Annotated in this window: 18 protein-coding genes; 9 read left to right on the forward strand and 9 right to left on the reverse strand. The window is 70.7% G+C overall.

Annotation, left to right across the window (positions count from 1 at the left end):
• Positions 1 to 1,017 precede the first annotated feature (1,017 nt).
• Complete coding sequence (locus AB0M83_RS11405) at positions 1,018 to 2,073, reverse strand: ATP-binding protein (RefSeq protein ID WP_364515846.1); 1,056 nt, start codon at positions 2,071 to 2,073, stop codon at positions 1,018 to 1,020.
• Positions 2,074 to 2,378: 305 nt separating this feature from the next.
• Between AB0M83_RS11405 and AB0M83_RS11410 the strand changes: the two genes are divergently transcribed.
• Positions 2,379 to 3,281, forward strand: coding sequence for an AraC family transcriptional regulator (locus AB0M83_RS11410; protein ID WP_364515848.1), 903 nt, complete (start codon positions 2,379 to 2,381; stop codon positions 3,279 to 3,281).
• A 51-nt stretch (positions 3,282 to 3,332) separates the two neighbouring features.
• Here the strand turns inward: AB0M83_RS11410 and AB0M83_RS11415 are convergent, their stop codons facing one another.
• The 4 genes from AB0M83_RS11415 to AB0M83_RS11430 form a co-directional block, all read right to left on the reverse strand.
• Complete coding sequence (locus AB0M83_RS11415) at positions 3,333 to 4,217, reverse strand: alpha/beta hydrolase (protein WP_364515850.1); 885 nt, start codon at positions 4,215 to 4,217, stop codon at positions 3,333 to 3,335.
• Between the two features lie 91 nt (positions 4,218 to 4,308).
• A complete protein-coding gene (locus AB0M83_RS11420) occupies positions 4,309 to 5,220 on the reverse strand; it encodes an alpha/beta hydrolase (RefSeq protein WP_364515852.1) in 912 nt (303 codons plus the stop codon).
• A gap of 497 nt (positions 5,221 to 5,717) precedes the next feature.
• Positions 5,718 to 7,055 (reverse strand): hypothetical protein, encoded by a 1,338-nt coding sequence (locus tag AB0M83_RS11425; RefSeq protein ID WP_364515854.1) that lies wholly within the window; start codon positions 7,053 to 7,055, stop codon positions 5,718 to 5,720.
• A gap of 299 nt (positions 7,056 to 7,354) precedes the next feature.
• Entirely contained in the window at positions 7,355 to 7,960 is a 606-nt protein-coding gene (locus AB0M83_RS11430) for a helix-turn-helix domain-containing protein (RefSeq protein ID WP_364515856.1), read from the reverse strand.
• 162 nt (positions 7,961 to 8,122) lie between these two features.
• Here AB0M83_RS11430 and AB0M83_RS11435 point away from each other — a divergent pair, with 162 nt between their 5' ends.
• Both AB0M83_RS11435 and AB0M83_RS11440 read left to right on the forward strand, forming a co-directional pair.
• Positions 8,123 to 9,001, forward strand: coding sequence for an alpha/beta hydrolase (locus tag AB0M83_RS11435; RefSeq protein ID WP_364515858.1), 879 nt, complete (start codon positions 8,123 to 8,125; stop codon positions 8,999 to 9,001).
• A 26-nt stretch (positions 9,002 to 9,027) separates the two neighbouring features.
• Positions 9,028 to 9,495: a cupin domain-containing protein gene (locus AB0M83_RS11440; RefSeq protein WP_364515860.1), complete on the forward strand. Its 468-nt coding sequence runs from the start codon at positions 9,028 to 9,030 to the stop codon at positions 9,493 to 9,495.
• 421 nt (positions 9,496 to 9,916) lie between these two features.
• Here the strand turns inward: AB0M83_RS11440 and AB0M83_RS11445 are convergent, their stop codons facing one another.
• Positions 9,917 to 10,492 carry a TetR family transcriptional regulator gene (locus tag AB0M83_RS11445; RefSeq protein ID WP_364515862.1) on the reverse strand — a complete coding sequence of 192 codons (576 nt, stop codon included), beginning with the start codon at positions 10,490 to 10,492 and terminating at the stop codon, positions 9,917 to 9,919.
• Positions 10,493 to 10,569: 77 nt separating this feature from the next.
• On the opposite strand from AB0M83_RS11445, the gene AB0M83_RS11450 reads away from it, so the two are divergent.
• Entirely contained in the window at positions 10,570 to 11,256 is a 687-nt protein-coding gene (locus AB0M83_RS11450; protein ID WP_364515864.1) for an SDR family oxidoreductase, read from the forward strand.
• A gap of 528 nt (positions 11,257 to 11,784) precedes the next feature.
• On the opposite strand, the gene AB0M83_RS11455 is transcribed toward AB0M83_RS11450, so the two are convergent.
• Together AB0M83_RS11455 and AB0M83_RS11460 are read right to left on the reverse strand one after the other, a co-directional pair.
• Entirely contained in the window at positions 11,785 to 12,435 is a 651-nt protein-coding gene (locus AB0M83_RS11455; protein WP_364515866.1) for a hypothetical protein, read from the reverse strand.
• A gap of 85 nt (positions 12,436 to 12,520) precedes the next feature.
• Positions 12,521 to 13,138, reverse strand: coding sequence for a stage II sporulation protein M (locus AB0M83_RS11460; protein ID WP_364515868.1), 618 nt, complete (start codon positions 13,136 to 13,138; stop codon positions 12,521 to 12,523).
• 131 nt (positions 13,139 to 13,269) lie between these two features.
• Between AB0M83_RS11460 and AB0M83_RS11465 the strand changes: the two genes are divergently transcribed.
• Positions 13,270 to 13,875 (forward strand): helix-turn-helix domain-containing protein, encoded by a 606-nt coding sequence (locus AB0M83_RS11465; RefSeq protein WP_364515870.1) that lies wholly within the window; start codon positions 13,270 to 13,272, stop codon positions 13,873 to 13,875.
• 155 nt (positions 13,876 to 14,030) lie between these two features.
• Here the strand turns inward: AB0M83_RS11465 and AB0M83_RS11470 are convergent, their stop codons facing one another.
• A complete protein-coding gene (locus AB0M83_RS11470) occupies positions 14,031 to 14,417 on the reverse strand; it encodes a hypothetical protein (RefSeq protein WP_364515872.1) in 387 nt (128 codons plus the stop codon).
• Between the two features lie 172 nt (positions 14,418 to 14,589).
• On the opposite strand from AB0M83_RS11470, the gene AB0M83_RS11475 reads away from it, so the two are divergent.
• The 4 genes from AB0M83_RS11475 (at position 14,590) to AB0M83_RS11490 (ending at position 18,541) form a co-directional block, all read left to right on the forward strand.
• Complete coding sequence (locus tag AB0M83_RS11475; protein ID WP_364515874.1) at positions 14,590 to 14,985, forward strand: DUF805 domain-containing protein; 396 nt, start codon at positions 14,590 to 14,592, stop codon at positions 14,983 to 14,985.
• A 44-nt stretch (positions 14,986 to 15,029) separates the two neighbouring features.
• Complete coding sequence (locus AB0M83_RS11480; RefSeq protein ID WP_364515876.1) at positions 15,030 to 16,832, forward strand: serine/threonine-protein kinase; 1,803 nt, start codon at positions 15,030 to 15,032, stop codon at positions 16,830 to 16,832.
• 75 nt (positions 16,833 to 16,907) lie between these two features.
• On the forward strand, positions 16,908 to 17,753 hold the full coding sequence (locus AB0M83_RS11485) for a right-handed parallel beta-helix repeat-containing protein (RefSeq protein WP_364515878.1): 846 nt from the start codon (positions 16,908 to 16,910) through the stop codon (positions 17,751 to 17,753).
• The gene (locus AB0M83_RS11490; RefSeq protein ID WP_364515879.1) at positions 17,750 to 18,541 is read left to right on the forward strand and encodes an FHA domain-containing protein; all 792 of its coding nucleotides are present in this window, start codon (positions 17,750 to 17,752) and stop codon (positions 18,539 to 18,541) included. Before AB0M83_RS11485 ends, AB0M83_RS11490 begins: the two co-directional genes overlap by 4 nt.
• Positions 18,542 to 18,546 lie beyond the last annotated feature (5 nt).

Here is an 18,546-nt window from a genome sequence, read left to right on the forward strand (position 1 = left end):
GCCGGGCCTCCCCTTCTGCGCGGGGCGGGGGGGCGGCCCCCCCGACGGCTCGGCAGTACCAGAAGTACCAGTTGAAGAACTGGTACCCGGAGTCCTGGCACACCTGGGTTCCTTCGTCGGCCAGTTCCAGGCATTCGTCCCACCTGCCGGTGAGGTAGTCGTCCAGGCACAGGTGCATCAGCGCGCCGACGTGCCGGCGCGGCGGACCACCGTCGCGCCCTTGGAGAACGACTCGCCACGAAGGCTCGCGGACGTCCGCGAGGCGATCGAGGTAGAGCGCGCCCGTGCCGGCGCGCACGATCCGGCCGGGGTCGGTTTCCTTCTGCAGGTCGCCGAGAACGGATTCCAGCTGGTCCAGAGCCCCGGCACCGGAACGGACCGGGTCGGAGAAGGTCTTGGCCGCCACCGACAACAGGGCGGGTGGCTCCGGTCGCAGGCGCCGGAGCGTCGCGTACAAAGGATCCCACAGCTCCGCGCGGCCACTGTAGAAGCACAGGAGCAGCAGCAGGTGCAGCGCGTCGATGAGGGCGCCGTCCTGGGCGTCGTAGCGGTGCATGCCGCTCTCGACGGCGCCGGCCAGCAGCCGGTGGGCGGTGTCGATGTCCCCGTCGCCGTTGATGATCAAGAAGACCGCGGCGGCCGCGAAGTGGAGGGAGCCCCTCAGCTCCGGGTCGGCCAAGCGGGCGCCTTCGAGCAGTTCCGACGCGTTGTGCAGCTGCCCGGTCGCGTCGGCGCCGACGTAGGCGGCCTCGGCGAGCCGGCGAGCGCGGTGCGAGCTTTGGGGACTCAGGTCGGCAGCCCTCACCAGCGCCGCCACCGCACCGACGGCGTCTCCGCGGGCCGCGATGCGACGCGCCGCGTGTTCCAAGAGGCCGGCCACGTGCTCGTCCGGCTCGACCGAAGCTTCGCCGAGGTGCCAGGCCCGCCGCTCGGGGTGGCTCACCAGCACGTGGGCCAACGCTCGATGGGCCGCTCTGCGCTCGGCACTCGTGCAGGCATCCACGACCGCCGAGCGGATCAAGGGGTGCCGGAAAACGAGCCTGCGCGTGCCCTCGTCGAAAGCCACCAGCCGATCCTGCTCGGCCGAGGCGAGGTCTTCGAGGTCGGATTCGTAGCCGGCCTGCCGCGCCGACGCCCGCAGGACCGCGAGATTGCCGGTTCCCTCCAGCGTCGCGAGCAGCAGCAACCGCCGTGCGGCGAGGAGAGGGCCGACACCCGGGAGGCGAACAGCGCCTGAAGCCGCTGGCTGAGCGGGAGCACCTCGGGGAGGTTCTCCAAGGCCACGCGCTGCTCCCCGCTCAGCGCCGTCGGCAACTCGAGCAGAGCCAGCGGGTTGCCCTCGGCAACCGACAGCAGTCGCTGACGCACCCGAGCGGCCAGCGTCGGAAATCGAGTGGTGAGCAGGAGCTGTGAGGACTCCCCGTCCAGCGGCGGCACCTCGTACTCGGGCAGGCCACCGTGGTTGAAGAAGGTTTCGCTTCCCGAGCGCATGGCGCCGAGGAAGGTGACGCGGGTGCCGTTGAGCCTGCGGGCGACGAAGCCCAGCACGGCGGCGCTGGCCCGGTCGAGCCACGGCAGGTCGTCGACGATCAGGAGCAGCGGGCCGGCCTTGGCCACGTGACGCAGGAGCATGAGCGTCGCGTTCGATACGACGAGCCGTTCCGGCGCTGCTCCGCTCCCGAAGCCCAGGGCGACTTGCAGCGCTTCGGCGTGCGGCGGCTCGAGTTCCCCGAACGACTCGTAGACGGGGAAGAGGACCTGGTTCAGCCCGGAATAGCTCACGTCGGCCTCGAACTCGACACCGGCGGCACGCAGGACCCGCGAACCGTTCGCGACCGCCGCTTCCGCCACGGCATTGAGCAGGAGGGTCTTGCCCACCCCCGCCGCCCCCGACAACAGGAGCGCTCCACCGCGATCCGGGGCGTCGAGGAAGCCGCGGATGCGCTCGAGCGCCACGCCGCGTCCCACGAGAAATTCGACACCGGTGTGTTCGAAGAGGCCGCTGTCACCCACTGGATCACGCTCCCCGCCCACGCGGGCCGGACTGTCCACAAGCGATTCGCCGGTGGTCACTGCTGGCTGTCAACGTAGGAATCCTTCACCTGGCCGCGCGGAGCGCCGGCGTCAGGTGCCGGGCGGACCTGGCGCTCAAGCATTCTTCCCACGTTGGGGCTTTCAGTGGTTTTGGACGATGCTCCACGGCATCGCGTGAAATGCCGGATCATCCGACCCCGGATCGATTTTACTCAGATGATCCGATGACATACGGTCCACTTGGCAAACATGATGGGTGCCTCCTCCGTCGGGAGCGCCGGGTCCGTTCGGGCGGAACCATCGCGCACTCAGCTCGCAGCTTAAAAGGAGGACGGAACGAAAACATGGCTCAAGATCCGGAAGACTTTGCCGATTCACCACAGCCGCCGGCTTACGGCGAGCACGATGCGCTCTCGGACGTGTTGCAGGCGATTCACCTGCAGGGTGGCGAGGTGCGACGCCGGTCGAGCCCGAGTGAGCGGCATCCGGCCGGGGCCAGGGTGCTGCACTTCGTCGAGGAAGGCGGGATCAGCGTCGAGGTCGCGGGCGAAGACACGGTGGAGCTGGGTACAGGAGACCTGGTGCTGCTCGCGCGGGGTGATGCCCACGTCGTCCGAGCGACGCCGCACACGACCTGGGTGACCGGGGAGTTCGTCGTCGAGACGGTTGTCGCCGCGCCACTGCTCGGAGTTCTGCCGGCGGCGATCGTGATCCGCGGCGACGCGCGATCGGCGGCGTGGCTCGTGCCCATCAGGGAGCTTCTCGTGTTCGAGGTGACGAACTCGGCACCCGGCACCCGCGTGATGGTTTCGAGAGCGCTCGACTTGCTCTTCATCTGGTCGCTGCGGTCGTGGGCCGCATCCGGCGATGTGCGCCACGCCGGCTGGCTGACGGCAGCGCTGGACCCGGTGCTCGCGCCGGTCCTCACCGCGATCCACCGAGACCCCGGCCGTGACTGGCCCGTCGACGAGCTGGCCCGGCTCACGTCGCTATCACGTTCGGCGTTCGCGACGCGGTTCGCCGAGTCGGTCGGGGAAACGCCCGGTTCGTACGTATTGCGGTGCCGGCTGGGTCACGCGGCGCACCTGCTGCGCGGCACGACCGACCCGGTGGGCCGGATCGCGGCCCGCGTGGGCTACACCTCCGAAGCCGCCTTCAGCCGGGCCTTCTCCCGTGCCTATGGCAGTTCGCCACGGTCGTGGCGCGGTGGGGCCGGCTCTGCTTCGTTCGAGGGAACGCCGGAATAGATCGCCCGGGCCGACACCGCCGGGCCGGCCGGCGGTGTCGCCCGGTTCACGTCACCGGGTGCCCGCGACGGCCCGCTCGATGAGGTTGACGACGATCCCCGGGTTGGTCACCTGCGCGGCGTGGGGAGTGTCGGCCTCGACGATGTGGGAGTGGGCGCGGGTGGCCATGAAGCGCTCGGCGGCCGCCGGGATCACGTGGTCGGCGTCGGAGACGAGGGTCCACGAGGGGATCGTCTTCCAGCCCGGCTCGCCCTCGAGGCCCTCGCCCAGGGCCGTCGAGGCGACCGGGCTCTGCGTGGCGGCGAGTGCCGCGGCGGTGGACACGGAGACGCGGTTGCTGAAGAACAGGTCCCGGTACTGGGCCGCCTTGGCGTACAGCTCGACCTCGGCCTGCCCGCCGGGGTTGAGGTAGGGGACGGGGACGGCGCTGAGGGCGGTGGGAGGCACCGCGGTGGGATCGGTGCTGAGGTGGCTGCCGGGGAATTGCCCGGCGAGGGCCGTGACGTTTTCCTTCGTGTCCGGCTCGAAGGCCGAGATGTAGACCAGAGCCTTGACGTTGGGGTTGCCCGTGGCGGCACTGGTGATGACTGCTCCGCCGTAGGATTGCCCGACCAGGACGACCGGACCCTGGATGGTCTTGAGGTAGGAAGCCAGCAAGGCGGAATCGCCGGAGAGGCTGCGCAGGGCCGTCGGCGGGGCGACGACCGGGTAGCCGGCCGCCTGCAGGGGCTTGATCACATCGACCCAGCTCTGGGCGCTCGACCAGGCTCCGTTGACGAAGACGATCGTCGGCTTCGGAGCCGCGGCCGGGTACGAGAGCGCGACAGGCGCGGCCTGGGGGGCCGGTGCGGCCGATGCCAGCGTGGTCACGCCGGCGGCGAGGGCGATCCCGGTCGCGCCGAGGACGGCGGAACGGAAAACACGACGTTTGCGCACGGTTTCTCCTTGTTCGAGACAATGGTCATTGCTGTCCGCAGACGTGTCTGCCCGCGGGAGTTCGTGGTGGTGGGGCCGGAGGTGTCGACGCTCAGGCACGGGCGGCGGCGTGTTCCTCGGCCCAGTTCAGGGCGTAGTCGGCGACTTCCTGCCAGCCGTCCTGGCCGATGATGAAGTGCGAGCGCCCGGGGAATTCCCGGTACTCGGTGACAGCCGCGGACTTGCTGGAAAGCCGCAGGTTGGCCTGGTTGACCTTCGGCGGCACGAGGTGGTCGGACCCACCCGCGATGAACAGGAGCGGGGCCTGGCGCGTGCGGAAATCGACCCGGGTCACGGCGCGGGGGTTGAAGTTGGCGAACGCCCCCTGGAAGAGCACGCGGGCCGAGCCGGGGACGACATACCGCTCGTAGCGCGCAGCGGACTCGCTCTCGGTGAGCGTGTTGGTGAAGGCGTAGTGGAACTGCTCCGGCGTCAGCGAGACCGCTTTGTTCCGGTTGGCCGGGTTTCCCAGGACCGGGAAGGTCGACTTGAGGGTCGACAGCGGCAGCGGAAGGACCCCCTTGACGGCCGCCGAGTCGATCGCGACACCGACCCTGCCCAGTCCGCGGTCGAGCAGCATCTGGACGATGGTGCCGCCGAACGAGTGGCCCATGATGATCGGCGGACGATCCAGCGTGCGGATGATGTTGTCGTAGTGGTCGACCACCTCGCGAAGGCCGACTCCGGCGATCCCCGTGGGGTCACGCCGAAGCTCCTCCACCTCGCGGTCGAGCCCCGGCCAGGCCGGGGCGAGCACCCGGTATCCCCGAGCCTCGTAACGTGGCTTCCACCCCTCCCAGCTGCGCGAATTCACCCAGAGGCCGTGAATGAACACAACCGTGCCGGCCTCGTCGGCGGAGAAATCATTCATGTGGATCTTCCCTTTGAGTAGGACGCTGTCCGCACTGGAGCAGGCCTCACCGGCGCTCCTCGAAAGCCGCCTCGATGCGGGCCGGGCACGCATCCGCGGCGGTTGTCAGGATCCGGTCCCGCGCCACTCCGGCGCTTCCGTCGGATGGCCACGGGGAATCGACGCCGTCGCACCGATTCGGACAGTCGTTCGACAGGTGTCGGTGTCGCGCAGGCGGCGAGCGCGACCCGGCCTCGGTCCGCATCCGCCGGGCTTCGCGACCGGCACGGTCACCATGAGCCTCGGTCGCAGGTGGACAGTGCGCTGGGGACAGGAGCCCAGGGACGAAGGCGGAACCAGTCGAATGACAGTGACCGCGGCGGTCCCGGATTCAGTACCGTCCAGCGGAATGTCGGCGCGACCTCTGCGTCGAGAGCGACGGTTGTTCAGGCTCCCGGCGAGGTCGGGTAGGAAGGCGTCGGGGGCGTTGTTCGGCATGTATCTGAGTGATCATGGCCGCGGCATCCCCGAGTACTTGACCTGGCCGCCATCGCGAGAATCCGGGCGCGACTCGGCAAAGCGTCCATGGAACTGATCTGCCTGCTGTGAACTCAGCCGGGGAGGACCGTGCCCGGCAGGGAGTTCAGCGCCGCTCGCGGCGATTCCGTTGTTCGCAAGGGAACCGGCGAGGTCGAACCGGCGGCCGCGGCGGAAGTCAGGGCCAGAACCTCGGACGCGATCGCTTGGCGGCGGGCTTCGAACGCCGGGTCGGTGAGCCCTGTCGGCTGGCCCAGCACCGGCGTGTGCAGGTGACCGCCCGCCACCGACGTCAAGCCCAACCCGAGCCGGACGCGGTTGGCTCGGTACATCGATTCGTTGGACAGGTAGTTCCCGCCGCCGCCCGAAGCCGCGATCTCGCCCGGCGCCGGGGCGTCCGACCGGCACACCGACGTCCCCGTACCCGGGTGCGCGGAGTCCGGCCACACGCAGAACGCCTGGTTGAAGTTGACCGGATAAGCACCGGTCACCTCGAGCATCCGCGAGTAGGGCAGCGTCGTCTCGATGAACTGGACGTCCGGCTGCGGCCAGCCCGCGGCCGGCGGGACCCCGCCCGTCACCGACGCGTTGTTGTTGTCCGGAAAGCCTCCCCGCCAGGCGCCGGCCCAGCGTTCGACGTCGAAACGGCCCGGACGGCCCTGGCTGATCGTCAGCACGACGTCCGGCCGCCGCGCGCGGTCGCGCAACGCCGTGCCGTACGCCGATTCCACGATGCCCTGGTCGAAGTAGCCCCACACGACCGGGAAACTCACCGCCTGCACCACGGCGGGGCCCGCCGGCGTGTCGAGGACGCGCCCGTCCAGCTGCAGCGCCGACGCTCCCGCCGGGTTCGAGATGGTGATCCCCGGGCCGTCGAGCTGGAACGGGTCGAAGCCGCTCACCATGACCCGCCGCGTCTTCCCCAGCGGGAACCGGACGTCGTCGAGGCCGCGCGAGCCGCGGTCGAACGCCGTCAGCAGCGTCGCCCGCTGCGAAGCAGACGCCGGTGCCCACTGCCGGATCGCGCTGCTGAGCTGCAGCCGCGCCCAGTACAGCGGCCGGTCGTCGAACCGGTCGAGCGTGCCGAGGTCGGGGCGGCGGCCCTGCGCGCGGTCGATGGCCGTCCGCCACAACCGCTCGCCGGCCTGTGTGACGACGCGCTCGGCCCGGCGCGGGGTGCGCGCTGCGCAGAGGTCGTGCTTCACCTCGGCGACGAGCGGGTCGAAGCCCGCCAGTCGCACGAGTTCGGGCCCGACGGCGGGGCCGCCCGCAGGCAGGGAAGCGGTCAGGCGCTGTTCCTCGACGGTCAGCGGCGCGGCCGGGTCGAAGCAACCGGACGCGCCGGCTGCGGGGGCGGGGAGCGCGAAGAGCGGAACGGCGGCGAGCAGGGGGAGCAGGGCGGTGAGGCGCACGGGTTTCCCTCCACGGCGTGGGTGACGCGGCCGAGTCTCCCGTCGATCGCACCACCCGCGGAACCCGCGGAAGTCGGGATCGGCCACACCGGTCTTCAGAGGGCTGCGCCCGCGGACGCCTCGGCCGGGAGCCGCAGCCACCAGTTCGCGCGGGAGCGGACGCCGGGGGCGTGTGCCCGCAGGAGCCGCAGCCTGTCGCGGTCGCCTTTCATGCCCACCGCGTAGAGCGCGGCTCGCTGGGTGCTCCCGCCGGTTGCCGAAGGTGCCAGCTACTCATCGCGTCGATGATGGCGGAAGCCTCAGCGGTCGGCCCCCGGCTCATCGGGGGAATTCAGGATGCCTGCGAGGTAGATGTCGGCTTGGCGGCGGGCAGCGAGCTTCCAATCGGGGACGTGCGGTAGGCCCTGCGCCAGCAACGCGCCGAAGATGACGACGTCCGCCCTGGTGACCTCGGTTCGGATCGTGCCGTCGCGCTGCCCTCGCTCCAGGATCGAGCCCAGTGTGCGATGGGCCTCTTCACGAACTGCGACCGTGGCCTGATCGATGGGCGCCGGCCCGCCGTGCATCGGGAGCACGAGGTCCGAACCGTGCTCGATGGTCTGCTCCAGGAAGAAGCGGATCCGGTCGATCGCCGCCGCATCGAGAGCCGCGGCTCTCCGGGCGGTCTCGAGCACGAGCTGGAAGGACCGGTGCGTCAGCGCGCCGAGCAGCGCGTCCCGCGAGGGGTAGTGGCGGTACACAGTCCCGACGCCGACCCCGGCGTCCGCCGCGATGGTGGCCATCGGGACCGCGGTCCCTTCCCGGCGGACCGCGACGGCGGCGGCCGCCAGGACCCGGTCGCGGTTGTCGGCCGCGTCGCGGCGTGGCCCTCGGCGCCGGACGACCTTGTCCTGTTCATCGGTCACGGCACCGATCATCGCAGCTGGGTGCTCCGGCGGCGTCGTTGACAGCCGATTAGTCGGACGATATCGTCCGTTTATCGCACGCGGGCGACCCGTCGAGTCTCGTGTCCCGGCCCGATCGCCGTCGATCTCGGTCCAAACGAATCTCCGGAAAGAAGGACCGTTGTGACGTTCACCGTCGACCCTCAGGTCGCCGCGATCCTGGCGCCGATGGCCGAAGCCATGGCCGCCGCGCCACACCCCGCCGTGGCCGACGTGACGGCCACCGACTTCCACGCGGTCGCCGGGGACGGCACGAAGGTGTTGCTGCGCTGGTACGCCAAGGACGGCGCCGCTCCGGGCTCGGCCGCGTTGTACCTGCACGGCGGCGGGATGATCCTGGGCAGCGTCGCGCTCTACGACGCGCCGATCGCCCGGTACGTCTCCGCGTGCGGGGTGCCGATGCTGGCCGTCGACTACCGGCTCGCACCCGAGCACCCCGACCCCACGCCGGTCGAAGACGTCTACACCGGACTGAAGTGGCTCCACGACCACGCCGCCGAACTCGGCGTCGATCCCGCTCGGATCGCGGTGATGGGCGACAGCGCCGGTGGCGGTCTGGCCGCCGGCGTGACGCTGCTTGCCCGCGACCGCGGTGGACCGGCGGTGGCGCGTCAGATCCTCGTCTTCCCGATGCTCGACGACCGTACGACGACGCCTGACCCGGAGCTGGTCCCGTTCGCGACGTGGAACTACGAGGACAACGCCACCGGGTGGTCGGCGTTGCTCGGTGCCCGGGCCGGCGGCGCCGACGTTTCGCCGTACGCCGCCGCGGCGCGGGCGGCCGACCTGACGGGCCTGCCGCCGACGTACCTCGAGGTCGGCCAGCTCGACATCTTCCGCGACGAGGACCTCGACCACGCCCGGCGGCTCGGCGCGGCCGGGGTCGACGTGGAGTTGCACCTGCACCCCGGTGTGCCGCACGAGTTCGACACGTTCGCCTGGGACACCGATGTCGCCCGCCGCGCGGTCGCCGATCGCCTGCGTGCCCTCGGCTCCTTCTGACCGTCCACTTCGAACGGAGCCACCCGATGAGCATGGCCTATCTCGCCCAGCCCGATCAGCAGCAGAAACTGGAGTGGCTCGACGGCGGCACGCTGTCGATCCTGCTCGACAGCGCGGCGACCGACGGCCGGCTGATGGTCGGCCGGTTCGACGTCAGCAAGGGTGAAGCGCCGCCGTTTCACCTGCACACCAAGGAAGACGAAGTCTTCATGCTCATCAAGGGGACCGCGCTGGTCTGGGTGGGCGAGGAGGAGATGGAGCTGGCGGAGGGCGGCATCGTCTTCCTGCCCAAGAACATCCCGCATGCCTACCGCATCACGTCCGAGAAGGCCGACCTGCTGATGATCAATACCCCGGCGGGGATCGAGGGCATGTTCCGCCACGCCGGCCGGGACCGGGCCGAACCCCGGCCGGACGGTTTCGAGATTTCCCCGGCCCGGATGGCCGAGGCGGCGGAGAAGTTCGGCAACGTCATCGTCGGCCCGCCGCGCTGATCCCGGTTCCCCGGGGCCGTACCCGAGGGTGGAACTGCCGACGGCGGTCACACGCACCACCTCCGGTTCATCCTCGGCAGGATCATCGCGCTCGATCATCATCTGGAACAGGTTCTCGTTTGGATGTGGCACGGGTCGCGTGCGGTCCGTGCGGCCGCAGTCAGTATCACTCCGGACAACGCCGTGATGGACACGGCGATCAACGCGACGTGCGCCGAGTCGAACGTGCCTGCCTGTCGGCTCCAGACGTTCAGTGCGCCCGGCAAGTGCTGGCCGTGGTGGCTGGGTGTTTCCTGATCGCTGGCCTCGCCGGCGCGAACAAACAGCGGGTGTGTCGCCTGGAGACACTGGGTGGTCCGGGGAGCGCGCCCGACGTCACCGGTGCCGGTCTACACCGACACGACGATCACGTCGGGCTGCGTCACCTGGGTGGATCGAAGAGGATCTGCCGTAGCACGCGGGCCAGGTGCGCGGTGAGCGTCGGGGCGGACATCCGGGCGAGTGGTCCGGTCTGGGCGATGTAGCGGTTGACCGTCACGCCGATGAGTTGCGCGCCGAGCATCGCGACGCGGGCGGCGGTGTCCTGGTCGGGGAGGACTTCGCGGTAGGCCTGGATGCTGCTGGCCTCCATCGCGGCGTACAGCTTCGCTGCCGCCTGCTGATCCGAGGCGATGCTGCGCAGCAGGACCACGAGGGGGTCGACGGCGGCGCCGGCCTCCATCCGTTCCACGTAGGCGTGCGCGACGCGGTCCGGCAACGTGTCCAGGTCGCCGGCGATCACCTCGTCGAGCTCACGGTGACCCGGCACCGCGGCGAGGAACAGCTGCTCCTTCGAGCCGAACTGGCGCAGGACCAGGCCGTGGGTGACCCCCGCGCGTGACGCGATCTCCCGCACTGTCGCCCGGGCGAAGCCGCGTTCGCCGAAGCAGGTGCGGGCCGCCTCCAGGATGGCCCGGCGGTGGCCTTCCGGGTCCCGCCGATGCGGGGGTTTGGTCATGCCACCCAACTTACCAACTGGCCAGTAAGCCTCTATGCTCGTTAATGACCAAGTGGTCATTAGAGGTGAGGGAGCTCATGAGTACTTTGCTGATCATCGGTGGCACCGACGGGCTCGGCCGCTTCATCGCCGGGCGGCACGCGGACCGCGGTGGCACCGTGGTGATCGCCGGTCGCGACGCGGGCCGTGCCGAGGCCGCCGCGAAGGACATCGGCCCCACCGTGACCGGGATCGGCCTGGATCTCGCACGGCCGGAGACGATCGCCGCGTCGGCCGCAGGGCTGCCGTCCCTCGACCACCTGGTGATCACGGCCAGCCACCAGCGCCCGAACACGTTGCAGAACTTCGACATCGCCGAGGCCATCACCGCGGTGACGACGAAGCTGGTCGGCTACACGGAGGCCGTCAGAGTCCTGCGGGAGCGGTTCACGCCGGAAGCGTCGGTCGTCCTTTTCGGCGGTCTGGCCAAGGAACGGCCTTATCCGGGCTCGACCGTCATCACCACTTTCAACAGCGCCGTCACGGGGCTGGTGAAGACGCTCGCCGTCGAAATCGCGCCGCACCGGGTCAACGCGGTGCACCCGGGGCTGGTGGGCGACAGTCCCCGGTGGCGCGACGCCGACCTCGGTCCGCAGGCCGACCGCACGCCGATCGGGCGCCTGGTCACGATGGAAGAGATCGCCGACGCCACGGACTTCCTCCTCCGCAACGGCGGGGTCAACGGCCAGGACCTTTTCGTAGACGGCGGATTCCTCACCCGGTGACTTTGCGCCCGCGATCGGGGGCGATTCAGTGTCTGGCTTGACGATCGTCCAGTGATCGCTCGTCGTCCTACGGGCAGGTCCGCGATCGCCGGGTCCGCCGACCCTGGACGGGCATCGGTCGCCGGGGGACATCAAATCGTCAGTGAACCCAGTTCCTGAGGGGTCAGTTCGACGTCCGCCGCTTCGGTCAGCTGCATCAGGTGCGCGGGGCGACCGGTGCCTACGATCGGGACCAGGTCGGCCGGAAGCGATGTCAGCCACGTGATCACCGCTTGGGGCACGGGGTGAGGCCCCGGGCGAGCCCGGGCCGCACTCTGGGCCGCCGGGCAGGCCGGTGACCGCGACAGCCGTGATGCCGCGCTCGCTGCCGTGGCGGCGGCGCAGGCGGAGTTCACCCGCGTCACCGACGGGGCGATCGAGGAAATGCGCGACATCGTTCGGCTTCGGCCAGACGCTGGTTGCTTCGAGTGGTCGCCGGCGCAGGTGCAGGGTCTGTCGGCGAGTCGTGGCGGCTGTGAGGCCTCGGTGCTAGCCGACCGTGTCCAGGAAGTGGTTGTGCCGTAGGCGGAGTGCGCGTTCGACACTGGCCAGCACGGCGCCGATGCCGAGCAGGGAGTTGAGCCACCCTGGCAGGGAGACAGGCGAGACGAACGCCCCGAAGCGCGCGGCGACGGGCGGCAGTTCGAACGCGACCTCGATCAGCTGCGGAATGAGCAGGAGCACCGAGATCAGGAGCAGGAGCACCGACGTGACACTGATCGCGCGGCTCAGCGCGGGGTGCCTGCGAGCGAGGTGTGCACGTCGTCCTTCGGCCGAGGTGTGCTCCGGGGTCAGCGGACGCTCGACCCCTCCCGCCTCGACGTAGTGGCAGCGCTTCAGCCCGAACGGGGATTCCGCGACCTCGATCGCGCCGCCCGGGGCGGGAAAGACGGCGGGGAGCTTGGACTGGGCCTGATGACGGCCGTCGAGGTAGAGGTCGGCTGTGCCCTTGCCGTCGGTTGCGAAAAATCGCCGTCGATGATGCACGTCGACCGTGTACACCGCCTGCCGCCCGTCGCGGCCGAGCTCGACCGAGTACAGCGATCGCGAGAAAGGCTGCCACCAGCGGAACGGCTTCAGTTCCCGCCCGGTACCGGGCGCTACCCGCCTCGCTGCGCGACGTCGGCTCCACTTGTGCATGACGACGTCTCCTCAGCTCGCCGGCGTCGCCGGCGAAAATCGATTCGGTGAGAACGGAAAATGTTCGGTGGGCGGTGCCCGGCGATCAGGGTTCGAGCGCCAGCGGCACGAGGAAGTAGATCTCGATGACCTCGTACACCGCGCCGATGACGAAAAGCACGAGCGCCGGGAGCCAGAGCCACCCGAGCCGGGTCAGGCCGCGCGCGTATCCCTGCCGACGGGTGGAGGCCTCGACGGTCGCGGGCCGGAGCCACGACCTGCCGAGCAGGTAGGCACCGAACATCACGAGCGCGTAGGCCTGGAACTCGATGACCAGCGTGAGCGAATGCGGGATGAGGGTCAGCCGTGAGGTCGCGTCGACGGGGGCGAGCGTGAGGCCCAGATCGATCGTCTTGATCGCGAAGACCGCGAGCCCGGCGAAGGGCACCACGAGCGACGGGAGGGTGATCAGCAGCAGCGCGGTCGGGAACACGTTCACGAGGAAGATGACCGTGCCGAACACCCACCCGTTGCCGACCACGGCGTTGACGAGCGCGCCCTGCTCGCCTCCCGCGAAGGAGGCGACCCGCGAGGCGTGCAGCTCCGGGAAGAGCACCCCCACTGCCATACCGAGGAGCACCATCCCGTAGACGAAGGCGTTGAACAGGAGATATGCGCGCAGGTCGGCGCGGATGAGCTGGAACGGCCTGCGGAGGCGGTCCATGGGTTCACGTCCATTCGTTCGGTCGGGCAACCGCGTGACGACTGCCTCGACACGCTTCTAATACACTGTGCTAGTGCGGTCGGCCGCAACGCTAGCACAGTGTGCTAGTACAGTGTGTTGGAGAGGTGTTGATGACGGAGCAGGAGACGGGTCTCAGCAGCCGGGACATGGTCCTTCGGGCGGCCATGGCGATGTTCGGGGAAGATCCGGGCGCGCGGCTCAGCGTGCGAGCGGTGGCGGCGCGGGCCGGGGTGAGCACCGGGTCGCTCAGGCACCATTTCCCGACACAGCGCGCCCTGCAGGACGCCGTCCTCGCCGGCATCTACGACGTCGTCGCCCCCGACGACCGGATCCACGACCGATCAGTACCGGCGCGGGACCGGCTGATCGACTGCCTCCGGCAGGTACTCGCCCTCGCCGGCGTGGGCGACCAAGCACGAGCGGGCTGGAGCGAGATCTTCCAGACGTTCATCGAGCCCGAACCGACTGACGAGAACCGCGCGGCGTATCTCGCTGTCGAACGGGAAGCGCACCGTCGCGTCGAGTACTGGTTAACCGTCCTGAGCAACGAAGGCGCCCTCGCCGACGGCGACAACCGGCGGCGCGCCAGATTCCTCGTGACCGTCCTCAACGGACTCTCCATCGCGAGGGCCTTGCCCGCCGAGGAATCGATCCTGACCACCGAAACCGAGACGCTGCACGCAGCCGTCGACCACGTCCTCGGTTGCCGATCCTGACACTCGGGCCTCCGCCGCTTGCCTCGCGGCCCGACCATGGATCGCTGTCGGACGCGTCGGTGCGGCCCAGCCTGACCCGGTTCGAGGTGACCGCTGCCGATCCGCGCGGTCGGTCGAGCCGGTCCCGCCGCGGGCATTTCGATCCACCGTCCTCATCACCACCGGCGGAGACGATGGTCGGCGTCACCCCAGAACGAGGCGAGCCGGACACCGTCTTCGGTGCAGAAGAAAAAGATTCCCACCACCACCGCGCCGAGACCGAGGACGTTGAGGACCGCCGGCAGCACGTACGGCAGCACGGCTGAGTCGTCGAGCGCCTCCAAGGTGATCAGCCGGATGGTCGACGGCGTGGCGATCGACGCTCCGAGCAGGAACAGCCCGAACCAGGCCAGCTTCCGCCGCCTGCGCCAAGCGGAACTGAACACCCGAACAGGCAAAGAGCTCTCGCACGAGCCGCAGGCCACCGTGGCTTCGACGAGGCCGGTGGCGGGCCGCGAAACCGGGATGTCGCTCAGCGAGTACCGGACGGTGGTCGTGGACACGGCGAGGTATTCGCGGTATCGCTCGTCGTGGATGCAGGCCAGACGTACCTGCGGACAATCGCCCGTCTTGGCCACTGCTCTCTCACAACTTCCCCGGAACGCGTGCTGCTTTCGCAGTATCGGGCGGTATCCTCCGGGACCGGTCCCCTGCCGCGCGTTCGATGCTCGGCGTATGCAGTCGGAGGGTGCGCCGGTCACTCCTGGGCGGAGCAAGATCGGTTTCGGCGCCGCGGTGGCCCGGGCGGTGCGGCTGAGCTTCCGGCTCCGGGGCCGGGCCTCGCGGCCGGAGTTCTGGTACTTCTTCCTGGCCTACGTGCCGCTGGTCCTGGTACTCGGGGCCATCGAGAACGCCGTGAACGAAGAATGGGTCTACACGACCGGCACCGTCCTCTACCTGCCGTGGGTGGTGCCGTTCGTCAGCGTCGGGGTCCGGCGGCTGCACGACGTCGGGCGTTCCGGCTGGTGGTGCGTCGGCATCATCTCGTGCTTCGGCTGGCTCTTCCTGCTCTCGTTCTGGAGTGGGCGGGGCCGGCCGGGGGAGAACCGGTTCGGCCCGCCGCCGCGGTGACGCGGCGTCAGCAGGGCGACACGGTATTTCGTAGACTGCTCGCCGTGACCAAGGGGCGAGTCGTGGCCGGCCGCTATCGGCTGGAGGAGGAGCTCGGCCGAGGTGGCATGGGCGTCGTCTGGCGGGCGGTCGATCTCGAGCTCGGCAGGCAGGTGACGCTCAAGCGAGCGCTGGGCGAGGACGCCGGGCAGATCCGGCGTGAGGCGCGGATCGGGGCCGGGCTGCTGCACTCGAACGTCGTCACCGTGTTCGACACGGTCGCCGACGGGGACGCCCAGTGGCTGGTCACGGAGTACCTGGCCGCCCGAAGCCTCGAGGAGCTCGTCGACGACGGGGGCCCGCTGCCCGAGGACCGGGTCCGGCGGATCGGCGCGCAGCTCGCCGCGGCGCTCGCGGACATGCACTCCCGCGGCATCATTCACCGCGACGTCAAGCCGGGCAACGTCCTGGTGACCGCGGACGACGTCGCCAAGCTGACCGACCTGGGCATCGCCCGCTGGACCGAGGTCACCCGCACCGGCGGCGCCCAGTTCACCGGCACGCTCGGGTACGTCGCGCCGGAGGTGGCCGACGGCGCCGAAGCCGGCCCCGCCTCGGACGTCTTCTCCCTGGGGGCCACCCTCTACGCCGCGATCGAAGGCCGGTCGCCGTGGGGCTCGGGCGAGCACGGCCCGTTCGCGCAGATGCGCCGCGCCGCCGCCGGGCGGCCGGTGCCCCCGGAACGCGCGGGACGGTTCGCACCGGTGCTCGCCGCGCTGATGGCCCGGCACCCGGCCGACCGGCCCGGCGCCGCCGAGGCGGTCACGCTGCTCACGGCGGACGCGCCCGCGCCCCGGCGCCCGCGCCGCAGCCTGCGCCGCCGGCTGCTGGCCGGGGCCGCGGTCGCGGCGGTGGCCGCGCTGGTGGCCGGGTTCGTCGTCGGCCGGCCGCTGTGGGCGACCACCACCGGTGGCGCACCGGCCGGGGCGACCACCCCGGCCGGGCCGAACACCCTCGGCGCCGACCCGGCCGGGACGGACCCGTGCGCGGCGATCTCGACCAACTCGCTCACCTCGTTCGGGGAGCCGTTCGTGGACCCCGAGGTGCTGAACTTCGGCAGCTGCGTGGTCACGACCACGCTGACCGGCAAGACCGGGCAGGTGCAGACCCGGCTCGATCTGACCGGCCCGCTGCGGTACCCGCCCCGGCCTCCGGTGCCCGGCAAGATCGGTGAGATCGAGCGTCCCGACCCCCACGACGGCTCGTGCGAGCGCGCCATCTCGCTGGCCGATGCCAACCGGGTCGTCGTCACTTCACACCCGCTGGACGACCGCGCGAAGGACGCGCCGCTGTGCTCCTTCTCGGAGTCGGTGCTCTCCGGCGTGCTGACCACGCTCGCCAACGGGCCCCTGCCACGGCGCGCCCAGCTCCCGGAGTGGTCACTGGCGCACGTCGACGCCTGCGGCCTGCTCGACGACGCCACGACGTCGGGTGTGCTGGGCCAGGCCAAGAAACCGGACCGCGGGTTCGGCGGCTGGGGGTGCACCTGGGAGCACGATCCGCGCACGATCACCGTCGAGTACAGCCGGGAATGGCCGATCGAGGCGGACGAGGACGTCCCAGGCGACCGGATCCGCATGGGGAACCGCAACGCCGTCGTCGCGCCGGTGCCGGGCGGGCAGCCGGAGTGCGCCGTCATGGTCGTGCACCACGTCTACACCCCGGCGCTGCCGGTGCTGAACGGCACTCCTCCGGACCGGGAGGAAGTCGCCAAGGTCTCCGTCGAGGACACCACCGCGGCCGGTGGGGACGTGCTGTGCGCGACCGCGCGCTCGCTGGCGGAGGTCCTCGTCCGGCGGCTGCCGTGAACCGGGGACCGGTCCCCGGCGCCCCCGGCTAGAAAGAGCGGGTGCCGGAGACGGCCGGAGGAGACGGGACGAGAAGTGTCGATACGGGTACTGGCCGGCGTGGCGCTCCTGGTGGCGGCCGCCGCCGGTCCGACGGCCGAGGGGGCCGCCGGACCGGGACCGCGCACCCGGCGTGCCGGGCCGCACGGGACGTACCCCAGCGTCCAGGCCGCGGCCGACGCGGCCCGGCCGGGGGACACCGTCGCGATCGAGGCGGGCAGCTACCCAGGCGGGCTGACCGTCCACCGCGGCGGCGCCCCCGGCCACCCCATCCGGTTCACCGGCATCGGCGGCACCGCGGTGCTGACCGGCGCCGGCGGCCTCGCCGTGGGCAGGCACAGCTGGCTGGAGTTCACCGACGTGACCGTGTCCGGCTCGTCGGACGTCGAGGTGTCCGGCTGCCGCGTGCACGACAACGGCGAGGAAGGCATCGACGTCAAGTACGACGACGCCGCGCGGGTGAAGATCCACCACAACGTCGTCACCGGCAACCGCGGGCCGGACATCTACGTCGATTCTTTGTCCACAGTGGATGTCTACGCCAACGTCGTCGGCGGTACCCGCGAGGCCACCAAGGCCGGGATCGGGCTCGCCGTCGAGGACTACTCGGAAAGCCGGCTGCTCTCGGACATCCGGGTCGTCGACAACCTGTCCACCGGAAACGCGCAGGCCGGCCTGAGCCTGTGGGTCGAGTCGGCCGGCGCGATGCGGGACCTGAAGATCGTCAACGACCCGGCCCGCGACGACTACCACCTCGCCGCGCGTTCGGCCGCGGTCGATGCCGGCAGCCCCGAGCACGCCCCCGGGTTCGATCTCGACGGCGTCGCCCGGGCCGCCGGCGCGGGCTTCGACATCGGCGCCTACGAACGGAGGTGGCCGTGACCACCGGACGTCTTGACTCCCACCGCCTGCGCAGCCTGCGCCACGGCGTCGCCGACACCGTGCCGGGCATGTTGAGCGCGCTGACCGTCACCGGCGGCGTCGCGGTGCCGCCGTCGCCCGGCAGCCGGGTGACTTTCGGGCGCAACCGGCTGGAGGTCGACGTCTGCGTCGGCGAGGAAGACGTGCGGATCAGCCGGGTCCACGGGCTGCTGGTGCGCGAGGGGGACCGCTGGTGGCTCAGCAACACCGGCCGCTCGCCGATCCGGCTGTCCGACAGCGTCCTGCTGCACCGCGACAGCGAACCGCTGCCGCTGGCCGACGGCTACACCGCGCTGTTCCTGCGCGGCACCCGCGAGCACGTGCTGGAGCTGCTCGTGTCCGACGGCGAGGCCGGGGTCGCCACGCGCCGTCCGACGCACCCGACGACGCCGCCGAAACGCTGGCGGCTGTCCCCGGAGGAGCACCTCGTGCTGGCGGTCCTCGGGCAGCGTTACCTCGGCTACGACCCCCATCCGCTGCCGCTGTCGCGGCAGCAGGCGGCCGCCGAGCTCGCCGAACGACGGCCGCGCGAGAACTGGACGGCCAAGCGCGTCGAGCACCTCGTTTCCCGGGTCCGGCAACGGCTCTCCGACGCCGGGGTGCACGGGTTGCGGCGGGAGGAGGTGGGGGAGCCGGTGGGGCTGACCCTGACCGTGAACCTGCTCCGCGAGCTGGTGCTGTCGACGACACTGGTGCCGATGGACCTGGAATGGCTCGAGCTCCCCGAGCCACCGCTGTTCCCGGGATGAGAGCG

Source organism: Amycolatopsis sp. NPDC051106, from assembly GCF_040682775.1.
GTDB lineage: Bacteria > Actinomycetota > Actinomycetes > Mycobacteriales > Pseudonocardiaceae > Amycolatopsis.